This window comes from Salegentibacter lacus (genome assembly GCF_020164555.1).
Taxonomy (GTDB): Bacteria; Bacteroidota; Bacteroidia; order Flavobacteriales; family Flavobacteriaceae; genus Salegentibacter; species Salegentibacter lacus.
This window is the reverse complement of sequence record NZ_JAIQZB010000004.1, coordinates 72,819-95,820: the sequence shown is the minus strand read 5'-3', so window position 1 is coordinate 95,820 and position 23,002 is coordinate 72,819. Positions and strand designations below refer to the sequence as shown.

21 protein-coding genes and 1 tRNA gene are annotated in these 23,002 nt (G+C 38.5%); 13 read left to right on the top strand and 9 right to left on the bottom strand.

Going from position 1 to position 23,002, the window contains the following annotated elements; all coding sequences use genetic code 11:
• Window positions 1-88: 88 nt before the first annotated feature.
• Window positions 89-847: a DUF481 domain-containing protein gene (locus LB465_RS04285; RefSeq protein ID WP_224467401.1), complete on the top strand. Its 759-nt coding sequence runs from the start codon at window positions 89-91 to the stop codon at window positions 845-847.
• Window positions 848-945: 98 nt separating this feature from the next.
• Here LB465_RS04285 and LB465_RS04280 read toward each other — a convergent pair.
• Window positions 946-1,018, bottom strand: a tRNA-Gln gene (locus LB465_RS04280).
• Window positions 1,019-1,344: 326 nt separating this feature from the next.
• Between LB465_RS04280 and LB465_RS04275 the strand changes: the two genes are divergently transcribed.
• Both LB465_RS04275 and LB465_RS04270 read left to right on the top strand, forming a co-directional pair.
• A complete protein-coding gene (locus LB465_RS04275; RefSeq protein WP_224467399.1) occupies window positions 1,345-4,647 on the top strand; it encodes a DUF2723 domain-containing protein in 3,303 nt (1,100 codons plus the stop codon).
• Window positions 4,648-4,791: 144 nt separating this feature from the next.
• Window positions 4,792-5,517 (top strand): polysaccharide deacetylase family protein, encoded by a 726-nt coding sequence (locus tag LB465_RS04270; protein ID WP_224467397.1) that lies wholly within the window; start codon window positions 4,792-4,794, stop codon window positions 5,515-5,517.
• Here LB465_RS04270 and LB465_RS04265 read toward each other — a convergent pair.
• Complete coding sequence (locus tag LB465_RS04265) at window positions 5,514-5,810, bottom strand: thioredoxin family protein (protein ID WP_224467395.1); 297 nt, start codon at window positions 5,808-5,810, stop codon at window positions 5,514-5,516. The genes LB465_RS04270 and LB465_RS04265 overlap by 4 nt on opposite strands.
• Window positions 5,811-5,930: 120 nt before the next feature.
• On the bottom strand, window positions 5,931-7,157 hold the full coding sequence (locus tag LB465_RS04260; protein ID WP_224467393.1) for a metallophosphoesterase: 1,227 nt from the start codon (window positions 7,155-7,157) through the stop codon (window positions 5,931-5,933).
• A 203-nt stretch (window positions 7,158-7,360) separates the two neighbouring features.
• Here LB465_RS04260 and LB465_RS04255 point away from each other — a divergent pair, with 203 nt between their 5' ends.
• From LB465_RS04255 to polA, 3 genes are all read left to right on the top strand, one after another.
• A complete protein-coding gene (locus LB465_RS04255; protein ID WP_224467391.1) occupies window positions 7,361-8,332 on the top strand; it encodes a N(4)-(beta-N-acetylglucosaminyl)-L-asparaginase in 972 nt (323 codons plus the stop codon).
• Window positions 8,333-9,646, top strand: coding sequence for an L-fucose:H+ symporter permease (fucP, locus tag LB465_RS04250; protein WP_224467388.1), 1,314 nt, complete (start codon window positions 8,333-8,335; stop codon window positions 9,644-9,646).
• A gap of 112 nt (window positions 9,647-9,758) precedes the next feature.
• Complete coding sequence (gene polA / locus LB465_RS04245) at window positions 9,759-12,590, top strand: DNA polymerase I (protein WP_224467386.1); 2,832 nt, start codon at window positions 9,759-9,761, stop codon at window positions 12,588-12,590.
• A 175-nt stretch (window positions 12,591-12,765) separates the two neighbouring features.
• Here polA and LB465_RS04240 read toward each other — a convergent pair whose 3' ends face one another.
• Window positions 12,766-13,356 carry a lipocalin family protein gene (locus LB465_RS04240; protein ID WP_224467384.1) on the bottom strand — a complete coding sequence of 197 codons (591 nt, stop codon included), beginning with the start codon at window positions 13,354-13,356 and terminating at the stop codon, window positions 12,766-12,768.
• 343 nt (window positions 13,357-13,699) lie between these two features.
• On the opposite strand from LB465_RS04240, the gene rplM reads away from it, so the two are divergent.
• The 6 genes from rplM (at window position 13,700) to LB465_RS04210 (ending at window position 18,561) form a co-directional block, all read left to right on the top strand.
• A complete protein-coding gene (gene rplM / locus LB465_RS04235; RefSeq protein ID WP_037319005.1) occupies window positions 13,700-14,155 on the top strand; it encodes a 50S ribosomal protein L13 in 456 nt (151 codons plus the stop codon).
• Window positions 14,155-14,541, top strand: a complete 387-nt coding sequence (gene rpsI, locus LB465_RS04230) for a 30S ribosomal protein S9 (RefSeq protein WP_075325081.1) — start codon at window positions 14,155-14,157, stop codon at window positions 14,539-14,541. The genes rplM and rpsI overlap by 1 nt, the downstream gene beginning before the upstream one ends.
• Before the next feature lie 168 nt (window positions 14,542-14,709).
• A complete protein-coding gene (gene rpsB / locus LB465_RS04225) occupies window positions 14,710-15,603 on the top strand; it encodes a 30S ribosomal protein S2 (protein ID WP_224467382.1) in 894 nt (297 codons plus the stop codon).
• 88 nt (window positions 15,604-15,691) lie between these two features.
• Window positions 15,692-16,519, top strand: a complete 828-nt coding sequence (tsf, locus tag LB465_RS04220; RefSeq protein ID WP_224467379.1) for a translation elongation factor Ts — start codon at window positions 15,692-15,694, stop codon at window positions 16,517-16,519.
• Between the two features lie 84 nt (window positions 16,520-16,603).
• Window positions 16,604-17,326: a tRNA1(Val) (adenine(37)-N6)-methyltransferase gene (locus LB465_RS04215; RefSeq protein WP_224467376.1), complete on the top strand. Its 723-nt coding sequence runs from the start codon at window positions 16,604-16,606 to the stop codon at window positions 17,324-17,326.
• A gap of 56 nt (window positions 17,327-17,382) precedes the next feature.
• A complete protein-coding gene (locus tag LB465_RS04210) occupies window positions 17,383-18,561 on the top strand; it encodes an acyl-CoA dehydrogenase family protein (protein WP_224467374.1) in 1,179 nt (392 codons plus the stop codon).
• Window positions 18,562-18,665: 104 nt separating this feature from the next.
• On the opposite strand, the gene LB465_RS04205 is transcribed toward LB465_RS04210, so the two are convergent.
• On the bottom strand, window positions 18,666-18,845 hold the full coding sequence (locus tag LB465_RS04205) for a hypothetical protein (RefSeq protein ID WP_037318993.1): 180 nt from the start codon (window positions 18,843-18,845) through the stop codon (window positions 18,666-18,668).
• A gap of 99 nt (window positions 18,846-18,944) precedes the next feature.
• Here LB465_RS04205 and LB465_RS04200 point away from each other — a divergent pair, with 99 nt between their 5' ends.
• Entirely contained in the window at window positions 18,945-19,754 is an 810-nt protein-coding gene (locus tag LB465_RS04200) for a DUF3050 domain-containing protein (RefSeq protein ID WP_224467371.1), read from the top strand.
• 186 nt (window positions 19,755-19,940) lie between these two features.
• On the opposite strand, the gene LB465_RS04195 is transcribed toward LB465_RS04200, so the two are convergent.
• The 4 genes from LB465_RS04195 to LB465_RS04180 form a co-directional block, all read right to left on the bottom strand.
• Window positions 19,941-20,276: a 2Fe-2S iron-sulfur cluster-binding protein gene (locus LB465_RS04195; protein WP_070053486.1), complete on the bottom strand. Its 336-nt coding sequence runs from the start codon at window positions 20,274-20,276 to the stop codon at window positions 19,941-19,943.
• Window positions 20,277-20,393: 117 nt separating this feature from the next.
• A complete protein-coding gene (locus tag LB465_RS04190) occupies window positions 20,394-21,455 on the bottom strand; it encodes an NAD(P)/FAD-dependent oxidoreductase (RefSeq protein WP_224467369.1) in 1,062 nt (353 codons plus the stop codon).
• A gap of 29 nt (window positions 21,456-21,484) precedes the next feature.
• Window positions 21,485-21,727, bottom strand: coding sequence for a NifU family protein (locus LB465_RS04185; RefSeq protein WP_133546495.1), 243 nt, complete (start codon window positions 21,725-21,727; stop codon window positions 21,485-21,487).
• A complete protein-coding gene (locus LB465_RS04180; protein ID WP_224467367.1) occupies window positions 21,728-22,861 on the bottom strand; it encodes an Mrp/NBP35 family ATP-binding protein in 1,134 nt (377 codons plus the stop codon).
• Between the last annotated feature and the right edge of the window lie 141 nt (window positions 22,862-23,002).

The window sequence follows — 23,002 nt, the reverse complement described above, 5'->3', positions numbered from 1 at the left end:
TTAAGCATCACAAGAACATCACTTTAAAAAAATTGATTGTTGGAGAAGCGAGTCTCTAGTTTTATCTTTGTTTTGCTAAAAAAATTAAATGTTTAAGAGATTCTTTTTGCTGTTTCTATTTATTCCTCTCCTGGGGCAGGCTCAACTGGTAAATATTGAAACGAAACGTCTTCAAACCGATTCTACCAGGTTTGTACTTAGCGCCGATTTTGCTTTTAACCATTCTAATAACGATGGCGTATCTGTAAATCAGGTAAACGGAACACTAACCACACAATTAAAATCTAAAGATTTAAAAAAAACATATTTGTTTTTAGGAAATTACCGGTTAATAGATTCTGATGAAGGAAATTTGCAGAACTCCTGGTTTCTGCATACACGTTTTAATTATAAATTCAATCAACTATTAAGATTAGAAGCTTTTTTACAGGGACAATACAACCAACTTTTGGTGGTTGAGCAAAGAAATCTTGTAGGTGCAGGTTTAAGAATGAAATGGATGAACCGCGAAAATTTTTCAGGTTATCTTGGGAATAGCTATATGTATGAAGTGGAGTATAGTGATAGAGCCGGCACTACTAATTATAATCATCGAAACAGTACTTATTTATCCGTTTCCTATCTTTCGAAATCAAAAAATTTCTCTGTTACTAATACGGTTTATTACCAGCCGCTATACAAAAACCTTGAAGATTACAGAATACTAGAACAGTTTAGGTTGGATATTCCCCTGGCCGACTGGTTTAAAGTTTTTACGATTTACGATTATTATTTTGACAGCAAAACACCTTTAAATACGAGGGAATACACCTCACAGTTGCAAATTGGAATTGGATTTAGTTTTTAAAGATTACCACAAGTGACAAGTATTTATATAACTTCCTGCCTGAAAAACTATCCTAAAAACAAAAAAACCGAACTGTTTTCACAATTCGGTTAATTCTGTTGGCCTACTAGGGCTCGAACCTAGACTCTTCTGGACCAAAACCAGACGTGTTGCCAGTTACACCATAGGCCATTGCTGTAATGCGGATGCAAATTTAAAACAAACTTTCTATTGCGCAAACTTTTTTTGTAAAAAATAAAAGCTAATTTCATCGGTGCTGATTTTCAATATAATATCTGTTAAAATTAAATTCTTAAAACAGCTTTATTTTCAGCCTTTCCAGAAAATATTTCGTTTTAAAGTCCGTTAGTAAGTTGCCTTGGGGCAAAGCCCAAAATAGGCATATTGGAAAATATATCCTGACATCGAGCCAGGCCGCAGAGCATTTAAATCTCGATTATCGAGCATTCATAATTTTATTATTAAATTCGCCACATAAGACTCAACTTTACTCAATAATGACAGATTTTAGCTTCAGGAAGTGGAATAAAATACTAGGATGGCTGGTATTTGTAATAGCACTCACCACTTATACCCTCACCTTAGAACCCACCGCAAGCTTTTGGGATGCAGGTGAATACATTGCAACCTCAGCAAATCTTGAAGTAGGTCACCCACCGGGAGCGCCTTTCTACCAAATGCTGGGAGCGTTCTTTGCCACATTTGCAACAGATAATTCTCAGGTTGCACTCATGGTGAACTTTATGTCTGGAGCCGCCAGTGCCTTTGCTGTGCTGTTTATGTTCTGGTCTATAAGTTTATTGGTTTTAAAGATTGCAGGCCCGGTTGAGAAATTAAAACCCGCTAATAAAATGGCCGTTTTGGGCAGTGCTTTAGTAGGATCTTTAGCGTTTACCTTTACCGATAGTTTCTGGTTTAGTGCAGTAGAAGCCGAAGTTTACGCTATGGCCGCCTGCCTTATGGCACTTATGTTCTACTTAGGTTTACTTTGGGAGCGGGATATGTTTAAACCTCGGGGTAATCGCTGGTTAATATTAATTTCACTGGTTGTAGGTCTATCTTTTGGAGTTCACTTTTTGGGACTGCTTACCATTCCTGCCATCGGCTTTTTATACTTCTTTAAAAATTACAAAAAGGTTACGGTAAAGAATTTTGTTGTCGCCAATATTGTAGTAGTAGCTGTACTAATGTTTATTTTCAAGTTGCTTCTGCCCTACACACTTACTTTCTTTGCTGCTTCAGAATTGTTCTTTACCAATTCGCTGGGGCTTCCTTTTAATACCGGTACAGTGATCGCGCTTTTAGTGATCGTGGCTGCTTTTTACTTCGGAATTAACTATACCCGTAAGAAAAATTACTTTCAACTAAACACCTTATTCCTTTGTATTCTTTTTATCCTAATTGGCTTTTCAAGTTGGGTAATGCTTCCTATAAGATCTAACGCGCCCACGGTTATTAATGAAAACAGCCCTGATAATGCACGAGAATTATTAGCTTATTATAATAGGGAACAATACGGGGAAACCCATTTATTTTACGGCCCGCAGTTTTCGGAAATGTATGCCGGTTTAGATGAAGACAATCCTTATACTGACGCTAAACCCAAGTATGAAAAAGACGAAGAAGCCGGGGAATATATTATTGTAAACGATTATAAAAACGCAAAGCAAAACCTGGATGATTCCCATAAAGCAGTTCTGCCCAGAATGTGGAGTTCCCAGCATGCTGCAAATTATATGGATTTTACCGGCCCGTTAGATTTTACCATAAAACCGGAATATCAGGGTGAAGAAAGACTTGTAAGCGCAGTAAACGAATTTCAAAACCGCTTTGCCCAGGGAGAACTGGATAATAATGATTATCATAACTTCCTAAGGCAGTTTGGGGAATATTTGAATATTGAAAAACCTTCGTTCGCTTCAAATATTGGGTATTTATTAGAGTACCAAATAGGTTATATGTACTGGCGTTATTTTATGTGGAATTTTGTTGGGCGCCAGGACGATATCCAGGGAAAATATACCGATATCCACGGAAACTGGATTAGCGGTATCGATTTTATAGACGAGATGCACGTTGGCCCACAAGACAATCTTCCCAGCGATGTAAAAAACAACAAAGCCCGGAATACCTATTATTTTCTTCCATTAATTTTAGGATTAATAGGCCTTGTTTTTCAATTTAAGCGCGATAAAAATAATTTCTGGGTCTTGCTGGTATTTTTCCTCTTTACAGGAATTGCCTTAAAGATCTATTTAAATGAAAGGCCATTTGAACCCCGGGAACGTGATTACGCCTTAGTAGGTTCGTTTTACGTTTTCGCGATCTGGATTGGTTTTGGGGCCTATGCCCTCTTTGATTGGGCCAAAAAATTCCTGAAACCAAAACTCGCTGCACCAATAGTAATCGCCGCTTCAATTTTAGCGGTTCCCGTACTTTTAGCTTCAGAAAACTGGGACGACCACGACCGTAGTGGGAGAGATTCTACCCTTACCATGGCTAAAATGTACCTGGATTCTGTAGATGAAAATGGAATAATTTTCACCATTGGAGATAACGACACCTTTGCACTCTGGTATGTACAGCAAATTGAACGCTACCGTACCGATGTTCGGGTTGTTAACACCAGCCTTTTTGCTACCGACTGGTACATAGACCAAATGAAACGTAAAGCTTTTGACAGTGACCCTATTCCTTCTCAGTTTGAGAACGAAGATTACAACGGCGTTAACGATGCAGTTTTTGCACGAGAAGTCACCAAAGACACCCTACCAATTAAAACCTGGTTGAATTATATTCAAAACGACGACCCAAGGACGAAAGCTGAGTTGCAAAGCGGCCAGATGATAAGTACTTTTCCCTCCAAAAACATTAGGATTCCGGTAGATAAAGAAACGGTTTTAGCAAATGGGATCGTAGATGAACGGTTTGCCGATCAAATTGTAGATGAAATTGTGATCAACATAGATTCTCAGGTTATTTACAAGAATACACTACTAATGCTGGACCTTATAGGTAATAACAACTGGGAAAGACCAATTTACTTTTCCGGGGGAAGCTTTAACGATGAAGATTTCCTGTGGATGAAAGAATACCTTCAGCTTGAAGGAGTGGCCTACAAACTGGTTCCTATAAAAACTCCTATAGATCCTAGAAATCCTTACGATATGGGACGAATTAATACCGATAAGATGTATGACATCGTAATGAACTGGGATTGGGGTAATATGGGATCAGATGATATTTACCATGATACTGAAACGCGTAGAAATTCCATAACCTACAGGAGCAATCTTGCCAGATTGGTAGAAAACCTATTGAATGAACAGGACACCACCAGAGCTGAAAATATTCTTGATCTTGCTATGGAAAATATGCCGGTTGAGCATTATAAATATTACGCCCTGTTAGAACCTTATGTTAGCGGCTATTATGAAGTTGGTGAACCCGAGAAAGCCAGGGAAATCTGGGAGAAAATTGCTAAAAATTACCAGGAAAACCTGGAATATTATAGCAGTTGGGATATAGACAGGCAGTATCGAAATTTCAATGAGATTGTATCAGATATTGAGCGCTATCGTGCCCTGTTAGATTTGTTAGTGGTTCACCAGGATGAAGAAATCCTCGAAGAAAAAGCAGACGAATTTAATGAGCACCTTGAAATGTTCCGTCATTTTTATGGAGAAGAGGAGAAAGTAAATCCCACAGATTCACAGGAAAATCTAATCCAGGAAGAAATAAATCCGGAATTGAATCAGGGCAATAATACACTCCGAATAGATTCTGCAGTAGAAGAATAATTGAGTTTAATTATAAAATATCCCTGTAAGCTTTAGAAGCCTTGCAGGGATACTTTATATCAAAGCACTAAGTGGCAGAAATAGTGTAATTGCTACCTTAACAAGTCAACTGGAATCATTTTTCTTCCGAAAATGCTTTTTTATATGAACCCGTTTTTCATAAAATATCCGTCGATTTTAAGGATACTCTATCCTAACCGAATTACACAGATTAAGGAAGAAAAAAGCATTTACCTCACTTTTGATGACGGACCGGTTCCCAAAATCACACCCTGGGTTTTAGCCGAACTAGAGAAGTATGATGCAAAAGCAACTTTCTTTTGTATAGGTGATAACGTTAGAAAAAACCCAAAGATATTTCAGCTATTAATTACGGAAGGCCATAGCTTAGGAAACCATACTTTTAATCATCTCAACGGTTGGAAAAACAAGACCAATGCTTATGTTGAAAATGTGCTTAAGGCTGAAGAAATACTTTTAGAAAATCGAACAGAGAACAGAGATAATAGAGACCAGAACCGAGAATCGGGAACCAAGATCAAAGAATCAAGAAGAAGAGCCCTGGAGAACGCGAAACCCGAAACTATAAACCAGAAATTCTTCCGCCCACCCTACGGAAAAATCAAAAATTCGCAGGCTACAGAACTCGTAAAACTGAATTATAGAATAGTGATGTGGGATGTTTTAAGCGGGGATTTTGACGAACGAATTTCTGAGGAAAAATGCTTTAAAAATGTGATTCAGAATGCTTCAGCAGGAAGTACGGTCGTTTTCCACGATAGCCAAAAAGCCTTTAAAAATCTGAAATATACGCTCCCAAAAGTTTTGGAATACTATGCCGAAAAGGGATTCAATTTTAAGGCGCTTTAAACGTATTCTTTAAGAATACCTACCAGCGTTGCCACATCCTGCTCACCGCTTTGTCGCCATTTCATTTCACCAGATTTATAGATCATTAAAGTTGGCAAAGCCTTTACTCTAAGAGCCTCGGCGAGTTGGGAATTTTTATCTACATCAATTTTTATCACTTTTACCTTATTACCCAAAGAAGCGGCAACTTCCCGTAACACCGGGTTCATAGCTTTAGAATCTTCGTTCCATTCAGTATAAAAATCCAACAACACCGGAATATTGAGATCTATTAATTCACCAAATTTTGACATGTAGTTTTTCTTTTAATTAGAATTACTTCAACTTAATTCACAAAATGAGCGTTAAAATCTCTACCCAATTCATAGTATTTCCGGAACAAACACTTACTCAAATATAGCAAATTCTCCAGATTATGCTGGTTTCGGGCCTTTTTTGAGTTCAATTACACTTACCTCGGGCCAGATTCCCACTCTACCGGGAAAGGCCAGATAGCCAAATCCGCGGTTCACGTTAATATAACGCCCAAATTCCTCGTACATTCCTGCCCAGTTTTGGTAGCGGTATTGAACAGGGCTCCATTTAAACCAGCCCGGTATTTCAATCCCAAACTGCATTCCGTGGGTATGCCCACTAAGTGTTAAATGATAGTTTTTGGGGTCTTTTTTTATCTTTTCCTGCCAGTAAGAAGGATCGTGACTCAATAAAACTTTAAAATCTTTCTCGCTTAATCCAGCTCCTGCTTTATCGAGATCTCCTTCTTTTTTAAATCCGCCGGCACCCCAGTTTTCAACGCCTAACAAAGCAATTTTCTCACCGTTTCGTTCAATAAATTTATGCTCATTAAGCAATAGCTGCCAACCCATTTTTGCGTGGGTTTCTTTCAAGGTATCCAGGTTTTGTTTTTTCTCTTCAGGAGTATTCCAATCTTTATAATCGCCGTAGTCGTGATTTCCTAATATAGAATAAACTCCGTCTTTCGCTTTTATTTCGCCAAACATTTCCTTCCACGGCTCCATTTCTGAAGCTTCATTATTTACAAGGTCTCCCGTAAAAACAATCATATCGCTTTCCTGCTCGTTAAGCAGGTCTATTCCATATTTTATCTTCTTCTTATTATCAAAACTTCCGCTGTGAACATCGCTTATCTGGCTTAAACGATACCCGTCAAAAGCGTCGGGTAAATCTTCAAAATAAAGAGTATAACGCAAGACTCTAAAATTATATTTTCCCTGGTACATTCCGTATAAAACCGAAGCCAACGGAATGGCAGCAATTCCCATCGCTAACTGACTTAAAAACTTTCTCCTTGAGGGTAAGGAAAAACTTCCATTTGAGGAAAATAATTTTTCAAAACCACCTGCGCCCAATCTAAAGATATCTTCTCCAAACATAATTAGAGTGAGGATAAGTTTAAAAAGCATTACCGAAAGTAAAAAACCAAAGGCATAGCCTCGTGCCCCGGTAAGCACACTCCCTTCAGCCGGGGTTAACCACTGATACAGGAAATTACCCAATACTGCCGCCGTGATAACAAAATACAAAATTACCACCCAATAATTTCGGGTTAATGTTTTTAAAGCCTGGTAGGCATAAATCTCTATAAATAAGAAAAAAACTATGAATATAATCCAGCGCATGAGCAATCTTAATTTTTTGCGAATATACTTTTAATCATTACTTTATATATTTCGTTTAGGTTTAATTTAACGCCTGTGGCAGGCATAAATCATCAATTATTCGTCTCCTAAATAGCGCCAGAAATGTTGTTCAGCTATAATATTTGACTATACCACTAATAAGAAGTATTTTTCACGGCTTTTCAACTGTAATTAATTTTAAAATGAAACGAAGAAATTTTATAAAAGCTGCTGGAATCGCTGGAGCGGGTGCAGGGCTGCTCCCGGGAAGCTTAAATCTAAATGCTGCCACTTTTAAAAAACAGGGCAAACCCTCCCCTATTTGCATAGCTACGTGGAACTTTCACGAAGCCAGTAAAACCGCTGGAGAACTTCTCTATAAAGGAACTTCAGCTTTAGATGCTGCAGAACAAGGCGTAAGGATAGAAGAATCTAATCTTAAAAATACTACTGTAGGAAATGGAGGTGCGCCAGACCGTGATGGCAATGTTACTTTAGATGCCTGCATAATGGCACCTTCCGGAGATTGTGGAAGCGTAGTTTATTTAAAGGAAATTGAACACCCGGTTTCAGTAGCACGAAAAGTTATGGAAGAAACTCCCCACGTTATGCTGGCTGGGGAAGGCGCTTTACAATTTGCTATTCAGCAAGGATTTCAACGAAAAAATTTGCTTACAAAAGAATCGGAAAAAGCGTGGAAAGAATGGTTGAAAAATAAAGAATATAAACCTATAATCAACATTGAAAATCACGATACCATAGGAATGCTTTGCCTGGACAATAAAGGCGATATCGCCGGTGCTTGCACTACTTCTGGCTTAGCTTACAAAATGAATGGCCGTGTGGGTGATTCTCCGATTATTGGTGCAGGCCTGTATCTCGATAACGAAGTTGGCGGTGCGGTTGCCACTGGAATGGGTGAAGTAATTTTGAAAAGTGTTGGGAGCTTTCTAATTGTTGAATTAATGCGTCAGGGTAAAAGTCCACAAGAAGCCTGTGAAATCGCCGTGCAGCGAATTATTAAACAAAACCCGAATTACAAAGATTTTCAAGCTGCATTTATAGCTTTAAATAAAAATGGGGAAATAGGTTCATATTGCATTCACGAAGGCTTTTCGTATGCTAAATACCAAGACAACAAAAACACCAACAACCCCAGTCAATCTTATTTGTAAATGGAACAGAAAAAATCTTATCGCACCGCATTTATCTTTGTAACCATACTTTTCTTCCTTTGGGGATTTATCACCGTTCTTGTAGATTCACTTATTCCAAGACTTCGAGAGGTTTTCACGCTTTCATATTTCCAGGCAGGGATGGTGCAATTCGCCTTTTTTGGGGCCTATTTCTTACTCTCCATTCCGGCAGGCTATATTTTATCAAAAATTGGATATAAACGAGGAATTATTCTTGGTTTAGGTACAATGGCACTGGGTTGTCTCCTTTTCTATCCCGCTGCTTCCTATCGCGTCTTCGGAATTTTCATGTTAGGTTATTTTACGCTTGCTGCCGGGATCACTATTCTTCAGGTAGCTGCCAACCCATATGTAACCATTCTTGGTCCTGAAAAAACCGCTTCCAGTAGATTGAACCTTTCACAGGCTTTTAATTCCCTGGGAACCGCTATCGCACCGGCTTTGGGCGCACTTTTTATTCTTCAGGATAAAGTAAAAACAAGCGCTGAAATTGAAGCTCTGGATACTCCTGCTCAGGAAAGTTATTTAGTAGCTGAGGCTGCAGCAGTGCAAACCCCATTTCTAGGGATTGCAGCTTTTATAGTTATAATCGCTCTGGTTTTCTTTTTTGTAAAACTTCCGAAAGTTGGTGACAAAGAGGCCTCCAATGACTATCGAAAAGTCTTAAAAAATAGAAATCTTATTCTAGGCGCCATTGGTTTATTTTGCTATGTGGGAGCTGAAGTTGCACTGGGAAGTTATATGGTGAATTATTTCTTGAGCCTTGATCTTGCCGCTACGGTAAGGGAAACTTCCTTTATGCGAACCATTGCCGAATGGATCTTGACCACAGGTGTTTCAGCTTCCAGCGATATGGCCGTAGTGGGAGTTTTCGTGACCTTCTACTGGACAGGAGCAATGATTGGGAGATTTATTGGTTCTTACCTCACCTCAATTTTTAATCCTGCAAAAATCTTAAGCATTTTTGCCATCGGTGCGATTGGTATGATCTTAATCTCAAATTTCTCGGCTGGCCTGGCCGCTATGTGGACCATTATCGCGGTAGGATTGTTTAACTCCATTATGTTCCCCACAATTTTTAGCCTTGCTTTAGACGGATTAGGCGATGATAAAGCGCAAGGATCTGGAGTATTATGTACTATGATTGTAGGTGGTGCAATAATTCCGCCGGCATATGGATACTTAACCGATTCATTCAATTTTAATGTAGCGTTGATTTTGGTAATGGCTTGCTACGCTTACATATTTTATTATGCATACAGCAATAAAAGAAGAAAAGTAGCAGCAGCCTAATTCTCTTAATTGCTTAGATTTTTAATAGACAAGTTTTTAAGAACGCCTAAAGCCTGTATGATAATATCTTTGTAGTTTTGGGATATTCAGAAAAAATAATATTCCAAAATATATGTCTGCTCAAAAACGCCTGTTTCTTGTTGATGCCTACGCCCTGATTTTTAGAGGTTATTACGCTTTTATTAAAAACCCCAGGATTAATTCTAAAGGTTTTGACACTTCAGCGATAATGGGTTTTATGAATTCCCTTTTCGATGTAATTAGACGTGAAAAACCAGATCATCTTGCCGTTTGTTTCGATAAAGAAGGCAGCCAGGTAAGAACAGAAATGTTCGCTGAATACAAAGCTAATCGCGATGCTACCCCGGAACCTATAAAAGATGCAATTCCTATTATTCAGGATATCTTAAATGCTATGCATATTCCCGTAGTTGTACTACCCGGATGTGAAGCCGATGATATTATTGGCACCCTTGCCCAACAAGCCGAGAAAGAAAACTACCAGGTTTTTATGGTAACCCCGGATAAGGATTTTGCCCAATTGGTAACCGAAAATATTTTTATGTACCGCCCGGCCAGAATGGGTAACGGAATTGAAATTTGGGGTATTCCTGAAGTTCAGAAGAAATTTGGAGTGGAACGTCCCGAGCAGGTGATAGATTTCCTCGGAATGATGGGCGACGCCGTAGATAATATCCCCGGACTTCCCGGTGTGGGTGAAAAAACCGCTAAAAAATTCCTGAAGCAATTTGGAAGTATGGAAGAATTACTGGCCAATACCGACCAGTTAAAGGGAAAAATGAAGGAAAAGGTAGAAAGCCACGCCGAGCAGGGAATTCTTTCTAAAAAGCTCGCGGCTATTCTTACCGATTGCAATGTAAAATTTCATGCAGAAGATTATGAACTTTCTCAACCAGATGCCGAGAAGGTTCAGGAGATTTTTGATGAACTTGAGTTTAGAAGACTTAAAGACCAATTTATAAAATTATTTAGCGGCGAAGAAGACCAACAACAAACTCAGGTCACTAATTCTCCATCAGCCAAAAAAGTTTCCAATACAGCCGGGGAAGGACAGTTTTCTTTGTTTGGCGGTGATAATTCAGAAAAAATTGAAGCTAGCACAGGCGGAAGGAAATCCTTAAAAGATACTCCGCACGTATACCAGAGCCTGAATACTAAAATGGCCAGGGAATTGTTTCTTAAGAATTTAATGAAACAAAAAAGCGTTTGTGTTGATACCGAGACAACAAGCTTAAACGCCCTGGAAGCAGAACTGGTTGGAATCGCTTTTTCCTGGGAAACCGGAAAAGGTTTTTACCTGGCTTTTCCTGAACAGCGTGATGAAGCACAGGAACTTATTGAAGAATTAAGACCGTTTTTTGAAGATGAAAAGATTGAAAAAATTGGTCAGAACCTTAAATATGATATTAAGGTTTTAGCAAAATATAATATTGAAATAAAAGGAAAGCTTTTTGACACGATGATCGCGCATTATCTGATTAACCCGGATATGCGTCATAATATGGATATTCTCGCCGAAACCTATTTGAATTATAGTCCACAGCCTATTTCAGAATTAATTGGGAAGAAAGGAAAGAATCAAAAATCGATGCGGGATGTTCCCCTGGAAGAGCAAACCGAATATGGAGTTGAAGATGCCGATGTAACCCTTCAGCTTAAAAAATTCTTTGAAAAGGAATTGAAAGAAGCAGAAACCAGAAAGCTTTTTGATGAAATTGAAATTCCGCTGGTTAGAGTACTTGCCGCAATGGAACTGGAAGGCATAAAACTAGACGAAAATTTCTTAAAATCTCTTTCTGATGCTCTAGATAGCGATATTAAAGAATTGGAACAAAGTATCTACAAAGAAGCCGGGGAAGAATTTAAAATTAGTTCCCCAAAACAATTAGGCTTAATCCTTTTCGAAAAAATGGAATTGGTAAAAAAACCAAAAAAAACCAAAACCGGCCAGTATTCTACCAGTGAGGATGTACTTTCTTATCTGGTAAAAGAACATAAGATCGTAGAGAACGTATTGATGTATCGTGCTTTGGTAAAATTGCAAAATACTTACGTAGATTCATTGCCGAACCAGGTACAGAAGCCAACCGGGAGAATTCATACCGATTATGTTCAAACAGTCGCAGCTACCGGGAGATTGAGTTCCAACAATCCAAACCTTCAAAATATTCCAATTAGAACTGAGCGTGGAAGGCAGGTTAGAAAAGCTTTTGTTCCACGGGACGAAAACCATATCCTGCTCGCTGCCGATTATTCTCAAATTGAATTACGAATTATCGCTGCTCTTAGCCAGGAAGATAATATGATAAAAGCCTTTAAAGACGGTAAGGATATTCACGCTTCTACTGCAGCACAGGTTTTTAATGTAGAAATAGATGAAGTAACCCGCGAACAAAGAAGCAACGCTAAAACCGTTAATTTTGGGATTATCTACGGCGTTTCGGCTTTTGGCTTGAGCAATCAGACCAATTTATCCCGCTCTGAAGCCAAAGAACTTATTGATACCTATTATAAAACCTATCCTAAACTAACCGGCTACATTGCCGAACAGGTAGCTTTTGCCAGGGAAAATGGTTATGTACAAACTATTTTAGGCCGAAGACGTTATTTAAAAGATATCAATTCACAAAATGCCGTGATAAGAGGCGCTGCTGAAAGAAATGCGGTAAATGCTCCAATTCAGGGAAGCGCGGCCGATATTATTAAACTGGCAATGATTAATATCTACAGAAAACTTTCTGAAGAGAAGTTTAAAACTAAAATGTTGCTTCAAGTGCACGATGAATTGGTTTTTGACGCCCACAAAGATGAAGTTGAACAAGTTAAGAAAATGATCAAGCACGAAATGGAAAACGCCTATAAGTTGGAAGTTCCGTTAGATGTAGAATTGGGAGAAGGCAACAACTGGCTGGAAGCGCATTAGAGATGAAAATGTAAAATTTTTAATATATCATCCTGAACCTGCCCGTCCGGCCAGGCGGGCTTGTTTCAGGATCTAAGATTTAAATCTCACCTAAAGAATTGAAACAAAAAACCTCGTGGCCCAAGCTGCGAGGTTTTTTTATCTAACACTTAGCATTAAAAGATTGTTTAGGTTTCTAATTCACCCTAGTGTATTCTAAGGATAAAACGGTGACGTCTTGAGCATCGGTCCCGTCTGGATTCCCATAATATTGCTGAGATTCGAGTTTATGAATTTCAAAAGCAAAGGTATTTGTAGTTCTTTCCAACACACGTTTGTGAGTATGAGTATCTCCATCAATAGTCATAGTTATTATAAGTCTTTCCTCCTCATTCTGGTTTTCAACATCCCAAAGACCGGTATCTGTTCTACCAGAAAGACATTCAAAATCATTATTGCTCACTCCCGACTTAAAATCCAGTTTAGCGTTGGTAGTGGTCATATTACCACCTGGAGAAAAAACGACGCCCATATCAGCAAAACAATCGGTTTCCAGTAAAATATTAGAATTAAATACTCCATCGCTATTAAGATCTACAACGGTATCGGTGTTCATTGCTGAAAGCCGCCATTCTCCTTCAAGGTCTGCCGGAGTTATAGTTGCCATCGCATTGGTCGCAGTAATATCAGTTTCAGCTACGTGATCTTCGTTAGGTTCACAGGAAACTAAAATTAACATCATTCCAAATGCAGCGTAAAGGTTTTTTAAATTAAGTAAGGTTTTCATAGCTAAATCAATTTGAGAGTACAAAGATAGGAAGCCTTAAATAATTTTTGTGACTTTATTAACATTTAAATTATCGTTTAACGTTCGTTTAGTGTGTTTTATCGATTATAGTTAGAATTAATTAGTAAGAATCAAGCTTCAATACCCTTCTAAACCATTAGAAATTTATATGAAAAAGCTTAATCCTAAAAATCTGTTGTACAGCTATGTTCCTCAAAACAAATTAATTAATTTCGGATTTGCTATATGAATTTATAATTGTACATTTGCACCCCGATTTCCCGACATGATTCATGGAGGGAACGGGGAATGGAATGTTTAATAATAAGTAAATTTAATTAGTGTGGACACATTAAGCTACAAAACAGTATCAGCCAACAAGGCTACCGTGACCAAAGATTGGGTACACGTAGATGCTGAAGGACAGACGTTGGGCCGCCTATCATCTAAAGTAGCCAAGCTACTAAGAGGTAAGCACAAACCTAACTTCACCCCGCACGTTGATTGTGGTGATAACGTAATCGTTACCAACGCAGAAAAGATCAACTTAACCGGTAAGAAATGGGATTCGAAAGAATACATTCGTCATACTGGCTACCCGGGTGGACAAAAAAGTCTAACAGCAGCTGAATTATTCGAAAAGAATCCAGAGAGATTAATCGAAAAATCAGTCAAAGGAATGCTACCAAAGAACAAACTTGGAGCAGACCTATTTAGAAATTTAAAGGTTTACGCAGGAACTGATCACGATCATACTGCCCAAAAACCTAAAACTATTAACTTAAACGATCTTAAGTAATGGAGGTTATTCACAAAATTGGCCGTAGAAAAACGGCGGTTGCGCGTGTTTACGTTTCGGAAGGAAGCGGGAAATTCAGCGTTAACAAAAAAGACCTTAAAGACTACTTTACCACAGGTCCTTTACTTTACAAAGTAAACCAGGCCCTTAACCTTACTGGTAATGACGATAACTTCGACATTATTGCTAATGTTTACGGTGGTGGAATTACAGGACAGGCAGAAGCTATTCGTCTTGCACTTGCAAGAGCAATGGTAGAACTGGATGCAGAGAACAGAGCGGTGTTAAAGCCAGAAGGTTTAATGACCAGAGACCCAAGAATGGTAGAGCGTAAGAAATTCGGACAGAAGAAAGCCCGTAAGAAATTTCAGTTCTCTAAGCGTTAATTTTTATTGGAATCTATATTCCAAAGTTCATTTAATATTAAAAAGAATTTTGTTGTTATCCCAAATGCTATTGGGAGTTAGTTTAGCATCTAAACAGGTAAGGCCGTGTTTATAAAAAACAGCCACTTACTTGTTGCTATCTTCAACAGAAAGTAAACTATTACAAAAATGGCAAACAAAGTAGAAGTAAAAGAATTACTTGATGCAGGTGTACATTTTGGACACCTTACAAGAAGATGGAACCCAAATATGGCCCCATATATCTATATGGAGCGTAACGGGATTCACATCATCAACTTATATAAGAGTGCTGCTAAAATGCAGGAAGCAGGTGATGCCCTTGCAAAAATTGCAGCCAGCGGTAGAAAAATACTTTTCGTAGCTACCAAGAAACAAGCTAAAGAAATTGTAGCCGAACAAGCTGAAAAAGCTAACATGCCATACATTACCGAGCGCTGGCCCGGTGGTATGCTTACCAACTTCGTAACTATTCGTAGAGCCGTTAAGAAAATGGCTTCTATAGATAGAATGAAAAAAGATGGTACCTTTAATACACTTTCTAAAAAAGAACGCCTTCAGGTAGATCGTTTAAGAGCTAAATTAGAAAAGAACCTTGGTTCTATTTCTGATATGAGCAGACTTCCAGGAGCGCTTTTTGTAGTTGATATCACTCGTGAACACATTGCTATTAAAGAAGCTCAAAAATTAAACATTCCAATTTTCGCTATGGTAGATACAAACTCAGATCCTCGTGAGGTTGAGTACGTAATTCCATCTAATGACGATGCTTCAAAGTCTATCAACAAAGTGGTTTCTTATGTTGCAGATTCTATTGTAGACGGCCTTTCTGAAAGAAAAGCTTCTAAAGAATCTAAAAAAGAAAAAGCAGAAGTAGAAGAAAAAGAGCCAAAAGCACCAAAGGCTGCCGTAAAGCAACCAGAAGCTGAAGTTCCTTCTAAAGATGCCGAAGATAAAAAGGCAATGCAAGAAGCTAAGAAAGATGTAAAACTTGAATCTAAGAAAGAAACCTTAGATAAAGCTTCATCTAACGAAGAAGAATAAAACAACATTTTATAACATTCAAAAAGTCGTTTAGTTTCTTTCCTAACAGTTGGTCTCTAAGCGACTTTTTTAAATAAAAATCTATACTATGGCTAAGATAACCGCCGCAGAAGTAAACAAATTAAGAAAAGCTACCGGTGCCGGTATGATGGATTGCAAAAAGGCACTTGTAGAAGCAGATGGTGATTTTGATAAAGCTATTGAAGTACTTCGTAAGAAAGGTCAAAAAGTTGCTGCAAAGAGAGCCGATAGAGAATCAGCTGAAGGGGCCGCAATCGCAAAAGTAAATGACGATAACACTAAAGGTGTTATTATCTCTCTTAACTGTGAAACCGACTTTGTTGCTAAAAACGATGATTTCGTGAAAATGGCAAACAATTTCGCAGATATCGCCTTAACTGTTTCTTCAAAAGAGGAATTGCTTAACGCAGACTACAACGGTGTTTCAGTTCAGGATAAATTAACTGAGCAAACCGGTGTAATTGGTGAGAAGATAGAAATTGGTGCTTTTAAAACTTTAGAAGCTCCTTTTGTAGGTTCTTACATTCACGCAGGAAACAAAATTGCTGTAATCACAGGTCTTTCAAAACAAACTGAAGGTGCTGAAGAAGCTGCAAAAAACGTTTCTATGCAGGCTGCTGCTATGAACCCTATCGCACTTAACGAAGAAGGTGTAGACCAGGAAACTATAAACAAAGAAATTGAGATCGCTAAAGATACGCTTCGCCAGGAAGGAAAACCTGAAGATATGCTAGATAAAATAGCAAAAGGAAAGATCCAGCGTTATTTTAAAGACAACACTTTAGTTAACCAGGCTTTTATTAAAGACGGAAAACAAAGCGTTGCCGATTACGTGAAATCTGTAGACTCAGATCTTGAAGTAGTAGCTTTTGAAAGAGTTGCTTTAGGAGAATAAAATTATTTTTTCCGCCCAAGCGGAAATCTCTAATAAACTTAAAACCGCTTCTCTAATCAGAAGCGGTTTTTTTATTTTTACAACATGTCAGAAAAAGCATTTCAGTTTAAAGAATTCAAAATAGAACAGGATCGCTGTGCAATGAAGATTGGGACCGACGGAGTTCTACTAGGTGCCTGGGCTTCCCTGGATCATCAACCAGACAGTATTCTAGATATTGGCACAGGAACCGGTGTAATTGCTTTAATGCTCGCACAACGCTCCCCTGCTCTTCTTATTGATGCTCTGGAAATCGACGAAAATGCTTACGAGCAGGCCGTAGATAATTTTGAACAAAATAATTGGGGCGACAGGATGTTTTGCTATCACGCCGCCTTTGATGAATTTGTTGAGGAAATGCAGGATGAAGACAAATATGAACTCATCATTTCTAATCCGCCGTTTTATGCTGAAAATTACACTTCAGAAAGCGCAAGCAGAAATAAAGCCCGCTTTTCCGAAGCTTTACCCTTTTCAGAATTAGCTGAAGGCGTTTCCAAATTACTTCATCCAGATGGCGAATTCAATATTATTATTCCGCATAAAGAAGAAGCAAATTTTATAGCATTGGCAAGGGAATTTAATCTTTTTCCAAAAAAAATTACGAGAGTTCGAGGTAATGAAACTTCAGAAATTAAAAGAAGTTTATTAAGCTTCAGTTTTAAGGAAACTACGCCAGAAGAAAATGAACTTATTATTGAAATATCACGACATAATTATACAGAAGGCTACAAAAACCTGGTAAAGGACTTCTATCTTAAATTATAATCTTAAAATTGTTTGCTTTAAAAAGCTTGGTTACATTTGTGTAAAACACCACACAAATGAGAACAGATAACTTCCAGGCTCCTGATTACTATAATATTGATGAGCTGCTTACCGATGAACATAAGATAGTTCGCGATGCCGCCCGGGAATGGGTGAAACGCAAAGTTTCCCCAATAATTGAAGATGCCGCGCAAAAGGCAGAATTCCCAAAATCTATAATTGGCGGTTTAGCTGAAATTGGTGCTTTTGGACCATATATTCCTGAAGAATACGGCGGTGCTGGCCTGGACCAGATTTCTTACGGACTCATTATGCAGGAGATTGAGCGTGGTGATAGTGGCATACGTTCTACCGCGTCTGTACAAAGTTCATTAGTAATGTATCCAATTTATAAATACGGCACCGAAGAACAGCGTAAAAAATACTTGCCAAAACTGGCTTCCGGAGAATTTATGGGCTGCTTTGGACTTACCGAACCCGATCACGGTTCCAATCCCAGCGGGATGACCACCAATTTTAAAGATAAAGGCGATCACTATTTACTAAATGGAGCCAAAATGTGGATCTCCAATGCACCCTTTGCAGATATCGCTATCGTTTGGGCCAAAGATGAAAATGGACGAATCCACGGACTTATTGTGGAGCGTGGAATGGAAGGTTTTTCTACTCCTGAAACACATAACAAATGGTCACTTCGCGCCAGCGCTACCGGGGAACTTATTTTTGATAATGTAAAAGTCCCAAAAGAGAATTTAATGCCGAATAAAAGTGGACTTGGTGCTCCTCTAGGTTGCCTGGATTCTGCCCGCTACGGAATTGCCTGGGGCGCTATAGGCGCAGCAATGGACTGTTACGATACTGCTTTACGATATGCAAAAGAACGGGTTCAGTTCGATAAACCTATTGCAGGAACACAACTTCAGCAGAAAAAACTTGCTGAAATGATCACCGAGATCACTAAAGCGCAGTTAATGGCCTGGAGACTTGGCGTGCTTAGAAACGAAGGAAAAGCAACTTCAGCGCAAATTTCTATGGCTAAAAGAAATAATGTGGAAATGGCGATTAACATTGCCCGGGAAGCCCGCCAGGTTCTTGGCGGAATGGGAATCACCGGAGAATACAGTATTATGCGCCATATGATGAACCTGGAAAGTGTAATTACTTATGAAGGCACTCATGATATCCATTTATTAATTACAGGAATGGATATTACCGGGATTCCTGCTTTTCAATAAAAATTGATTCAAGTCGTCATCCTGAATTTATTTCAGGATCTAATATCTTAGAATTTGAACAACTTAGAAGCTGAAAACAAGTTCAGCTTGACGTCGAGGTTTCACTACAAGAGGTCAAAACAAGGGCAGCGTTTACAGCGTTTGCCCTTTTTATATTTTTCACAGCATTCTTTTTTAAGCGGTTTGGGATTTTTAGCCACAACACCGTCTATTTGCAAATAATCTTTTGATTTATTTGAATAAAAAACAATGACATTATATGAATTTAAAAACTGTTTCGCCATATTTTGAATATACTTCAAAAAGCTGAAATTGAGCGTTAATTCAGTTTTAAATGAATGTTTAAATTTTATAAATCCTAAAGAGAATCTTATTTTTGCAAAATGGGAGAGAAAAATAGGATAAACGAGGTAAATAAGGCGCTACAGCCTAAAATAAACCAACTTTTAGATCATTCTTTATATCAAAAAATAACGACTCCAGAGCACCTTCAAATCTTTATGGAGCATCACGTTTTTGCTGTGTGGGATTTTATGTCTTTACTTACCGCGTTACAGGAAAAACTTACGAAAACCACCAATCCCTGGGTGCCTATTGGAAATCCCGAAACTCGTTATTTAATCAATGAAATAGTACTTGCGGAAGAAACCGATGTAAATTACTTCGGCGATCATCAAAGCCATTTTGAAATGTACCTGGACGCCATGGAAAAAAGTGGCGCAGATACCGTCAGGATTAAAGATTTTCTGCTTCAGGTTACTCACGGCACCGATATTTTTTTATTGATTGCAGCTACCAAACTCCCGCTGAATATTAAGATATTTCTAAAAAATACCTTTGAAGTAATTTCAGAAGAAAAACCTCATAAAATTGCTTCTGCCTTTACCTTTGGGCGCGAAGGACTTATTCCCGGAATGTTCACGTCTATCATAGAAAATGTGCAGCAGAATTTTCCAAAAGAAGATTTAAGTCTATTTAAATATTATTTTGATCGTCATATAGAACTGGATGGTGACGAGCACGGGCCTATGGCCTTTAGAATGGTAGAAGAACTCTGTGGAAATGATGAGAAGAAATGGGAAGAAGTAAAAACTACGGCAGAAGAAGCGCTTGATGCCCGGTTAGAACTTTGGAAAGGCATTGAAGAAGAGATTTCAGAGAATATAAATTCTAAAAACCTGCAAACGATTTAAAGAAATTTTTCTACAAAAAACAAACCTCACAGATCATAAAATCTATGAGGTTTTTTTATGACAACATCTACTTATCCTGAATTTATTTCAGAGCTTCCTCCGAAAGTTGTTCGGAGATCTAATCAAATATTAATTAAACTCATATTAGAAGCTGAAACCAGTTCGGCTTGACGAATAAAAGTAAGTTTAAGGGGCTTCAGGCGCAAGTTTTACTTCCAAACCATCTAATTCTTCAGTAATTGGAATTTGGCAGCTTAGGCGACTATTATCCTGCACAAAAAATGCCTGATCCAACATATCTTCCTCTTCAATACTTTGCTCGGGTAGCATATGCTCAAAATTGAGAATATAGCATTGGCAGGAGGCGCACATCGCCATTCCACCGCAAATACCAATGGTTCCTTCGGCAGCAAGTTCATAGGATCGAACCACTTCCATAAGATTCATATTCATATCTGTTGGAGCGTCTACCACGTGGGCTTCCCCTTCCCGGTCTATAATCGTTATTTTTATATCAGACATAGCTTTCAATAAAAGAATATTCAGGATCACACGCCATTCTGAACTTGTTTCCAAATCTAAGCTCTTAGAACCTGAAACAAGTTCAGAATGATGACCCTAAAACTGAATTTTTCTATTTTAATTTATACTTTTTACTACTTCTTTTTTCGCCTCTTTCTTACTACCGTCAAATCCGCTTATACCACTTACGGTGGTATATTTCATCACATATTTCTTATCAGGGAAAATACGCTGGTAAGCGCTCTGGCACATAATCGCTGCTTCGTGGAACCCACAAAGAATGAGCTTTAATTTGCCCGGATATGTATTCACATCGCCAATGGCGTAAACACCGGGAATATTTGTTTGATAATCGTAAGCATTATCAACTTTAATGGCGTTTTTCTCGATTTCAAGCCCCCAATCAGCAATAGGCCCTAATTTAGGTGAAAGTCCGAATAAAGGGATAAAATAATCGGTTTCTTTAATCTCTTTTTCTGAAGCAGATGCTTTATGCGTAATTACCACACTTTCTAGATCGTCTTCTCCTTTGAGATCGGTGACCTCAGCATCGGTGATAAGGTTGATTTTTCCAATCTTTGACAGTTCTTCCACCTTTTCTACAGAATCTAAAGCGCCACGGAAATCTTTTCTTCGGTGCACCAAGGAAACTTCTGAAGCGACATCGGCTAAATAAATAGCCCAATCTAAAGCTGAATCACCACCTCCGGCAATAACCACTTTTTTATCGCGATAATCTTCTGGCTCTCGAATAATATAAGCCACACCTTTATCTTCAAAATCGGCTATGTTAGCAATTGGGGGTTTTCTTGGTTCAAAACTTCCCAGCCCACCGGCAATTACTACCACCGGGGCGTGATGTTTTGTTCCTTTATTGGTAGTCACAATAAAGCTACCGTCTTCCTGTTTGTCTATAGTTTGTGCTCTTTCACCAAGTGTAAATCCCGGTTCAAAAGGTTTTATTTGCTCCATTAGATTGGTCACGAGATCTCCGGCCAATACCTCGGGAAACCCCGGAATATCGTAAATAGGCTTTTTAGGATAAATTTCGGAACACTGTCCTCCAGGTTGTGGAAGCGCGTCTATTAGATGGCATTTAAGTTTTAATAATCCTGCTTCAAAAACCGCAAATAGGCCTGTTGGCCCTGCGCCAATTATAAGTATATCGGTTTTAATCATCTACTTGCAAATTTCGTAAGCCAAGCTGCTTACTTTTGAATATTTACCACACTCTCAATTTGTGGAGCATACTTTTTAATAGTCATTTCTACTCCAGATTTTAGCGTCATCTGGTTTACTGTGCAATCTACACAGGCACCTTCCAGACGAACCTTTACCAGGCGATCGTTCTCAATAGAGATTAGTGAAATGTTACCCCCGTCACTCTCCAAAAAAGGACGAATTTCGGCAAGGGCCTTTTCTACATTTAATTTTACTTCTTCGCTCGTCATCTATTTTTTATTAACTGCACTGCATCCTGCCATGGTAGTGATTTTTATCGCTTCAGTTGGAGGCAGACTTTTGTTTCTATTCACTGTTTCCTGAACCATACCTCGGGTAATCTGTTCAAAAGCTGTTTCCAGAGGTGTGGACTCCTGCATGGCTGCGGGACGACCAATATCTCCAGATTCTCTTAAGCTTTGTACCAGCGGAATTTCACCTAAAAATGGTGCTTCAATATCTTTTGCAAGATTTTTAGCACCCTCTTTTCCGAAGATATAATATTTATTTTCAGGAAGTTCTTCTGGAGTAAAATACGCCATATTCTCTACTATTCCCAATACCGGAACATTAATACTTTCCTGACGGAACATCGCCACTCCCTTTTTAGCATCAGCTAAAGCCACATTTTGCGGGGTACTTACCACAACCGCTCCGGTAATTGGAAGCGACTGCATAATAGAAAGATGAATATCTCCTGTCCCCGGTGGAAGATCGACTAAAAGAAAATCTAACTCTCCCCAGGCCGCATCAAATATCATTTGATTTAGGGCTTTAGAAGCCATTGGCCCACGCCAAATTACCGCCTGGTTTGGTTGGGTAAAAAACCCGATGGATAGAATTTTTACTCCGTAGTTTTCTACAGGTTTCATTTTAGACTTCCCATCAACGTTAACTGAAAGGGGTTTCGAGGTTTCTACATCAAACATCATAGGGATTGAAGGCCCATAAATATCTGCATCTAAAATTCCGACTTTAAAGCCCATTTTAGATAAAGTTACCGCCAAATTAGCAGTTACTGTAGATTTACCTACACCTCCTTTTCCGGAAGCAACGGCTATAATATTGGAAATTCCGGGAATAGCTTTCCCTTTTATTTCCGGTTTTTTATCGGTTGATTCTACTTTAATATTCACCTTAACTTTGGCTTTCTGCTCCACATGTTCGTGAATAGCTTTCATAACATCTACTTCTGCCCGCTTTTTAATATGTAAAGCAGGTGTTTGCAATACAAGGTCTACTACCACCTCATCACCGAAAGTCATTACGTTTTGAACAGCGCCGCTTTCTACCATATTCTTGCCTTCTCCGGCTACAGAAATAGTTTCCAGCGATTTCAATATTTCTTTTCTGTCTAACTTCATTTAAAATATATTTATATTCCCGAAAATAGCAGGACAATTTTAAGCTAAATTACCGAGCTTTTGCGTAAAATCTCATCAGCTTATATAGATTCATTCTAAACGCAAATATAGGGGGAAAAGCTAAGAAAACGAAGTATTTAC

Excerpts from the sequence above, each read along its gene's own strand:
- LB465_RS04285 (WP_224467401.1), top strand. The coding sequence starts at position 89 with ATGTTTAAGAGATTCTTTTTGCTGTTTCTATTTATTCCTCTCCTGGGG.
- LB465_RS04275 (WP_224467399.1), top strand. The coding sequence starts at position 1,345 with ATGACAGATTTTAGCTTCAGGAAGTGGAATAAAATACTAGGATGGCTG.
- LB465_RS04270 (WP_224467397.1), top strand. The coding sequence starts at position 4,792 with ATGAACCCGTTTTTCATAAAATATCCGTCGATTTTAAGGATACTCTAT.
- LB465_RS04265 (WP_224467395.1), bottom strand. The coding sequence starts at position 5,810 with ATGTCAAAATTTGGTGAATTAATAGATCTCAATATTCCGGTGTTGTTG.
- LB465_RS04260 (WP_224467393.1), bottom strand. The coding sequence starts at position 7,157 with ATGCGCTGGATTATATTCATAGTTTTTTTCTTATTTATAGAGATTTAT.
- LB465_RS04255 (WP_224467391.1), top strand. The coding sequence starts at position 7,361 with ATGAAACGAAGAAATTTTATAAAAGCTGCTGGAATCGCTGGAGCGGGT.
- fucP (WP_224467388.1), top strand. The coding sequence starts at position 8,333 with ATGGAACAGAAAAAATCTTATCGCACCGCATTTATCTTTGTAACCATA.
- polA (WP_224467386.1), top strand. The coding sequence starts at position 9,759 with ATGTCTGCTCAAAAACGCCTGTTTCTTGTTGATGCCTACGCCCTGATT.
- LB465_RS04240 (WP_224467384.1), bottom strand. The coding sequence starts at position 13,356 with ATGAAAACCTTACTTAATTTAAAAAACCTTTACGCTGCATTTGGAATG.
- rpsI (WP_075325081.1), top strand. The coding sequence starts at position 14,155 with ATGGAGGTTATTCACAAAATTGGCCGTAGAAAAACGGCGGTTGCGCGT.
- rpsB (WP_224467382.1), top strand. The coding sequence starts at position 14,710 with ATGGCAAACAAAGTAGAAGTAAAAGAATTACTTGATGCAGGTGTACAT.
- tsf (WP_224467379.1), top strand. The coding sequence starts at position 15,692 with ATGGCTAAGATAACCGCCGCAGAAGTAAACAAATTAAGAAAAGCTACC.
- LB465_RS04215 (WP_224467376.1), top strand. The coding sequence starts at position 16,604 with ATGTCAGAAAAAGCATTTCAGTTTAAAGAATTCAAAATAGAACAGGAT.
- LB465_RS04210 (WP_224467374.1), top strand. The coding sequence starts at position 17,383 with ATGAGAACAGATAACTTCCAGGCTCCTGATTACTATAATATTGATGAG.
- LB465_RS04205 (WP_037318993.1), bottom strand. The coding sequence starts at position 18,845 with ATGGCGAAACAGTTTTTAAATTCATATAATGTCATTGTTTTTTATTCA.
- LB465_RS04200 (WP_224467371.1), top strand. The coding sequence starts at position 18,945 with ATGGGAGAGAAAAATAGGATAAACGAGGTAAATAAGGCGCTACAGCCT.
- LB465_RS04195 (WP_070053486.1), bottom strand. The coding sequence starts at position 20,276 with ATGTCTGATATAAAAATAACGATTATAGACCGGGAAGGGGAAGCCCAC.
- LB465_RS04190 (WP_224467369.1), bottom strand. The coding sequence starts at position 21,455 with ATGATTAAAACCGATATACTTATAATTGGCGCAGGGCCAACAGGCCTA.
- LB465_RS04185 (WP_133546495.1), bottom strand. The coding sequence starts at position 21,727 with ATGACGAGCGAAGAAGTAAAATTAAATGTAGAAAAGGCCCTTGCCGAA.
- LB465_RS04180 (WP_224467367.1), bottom strand. The coding sequence starts at position 22,861 with ATGAAGTTAGACAGAAAAGAAATATTGAAATCGCTGGAAACTATTTCT.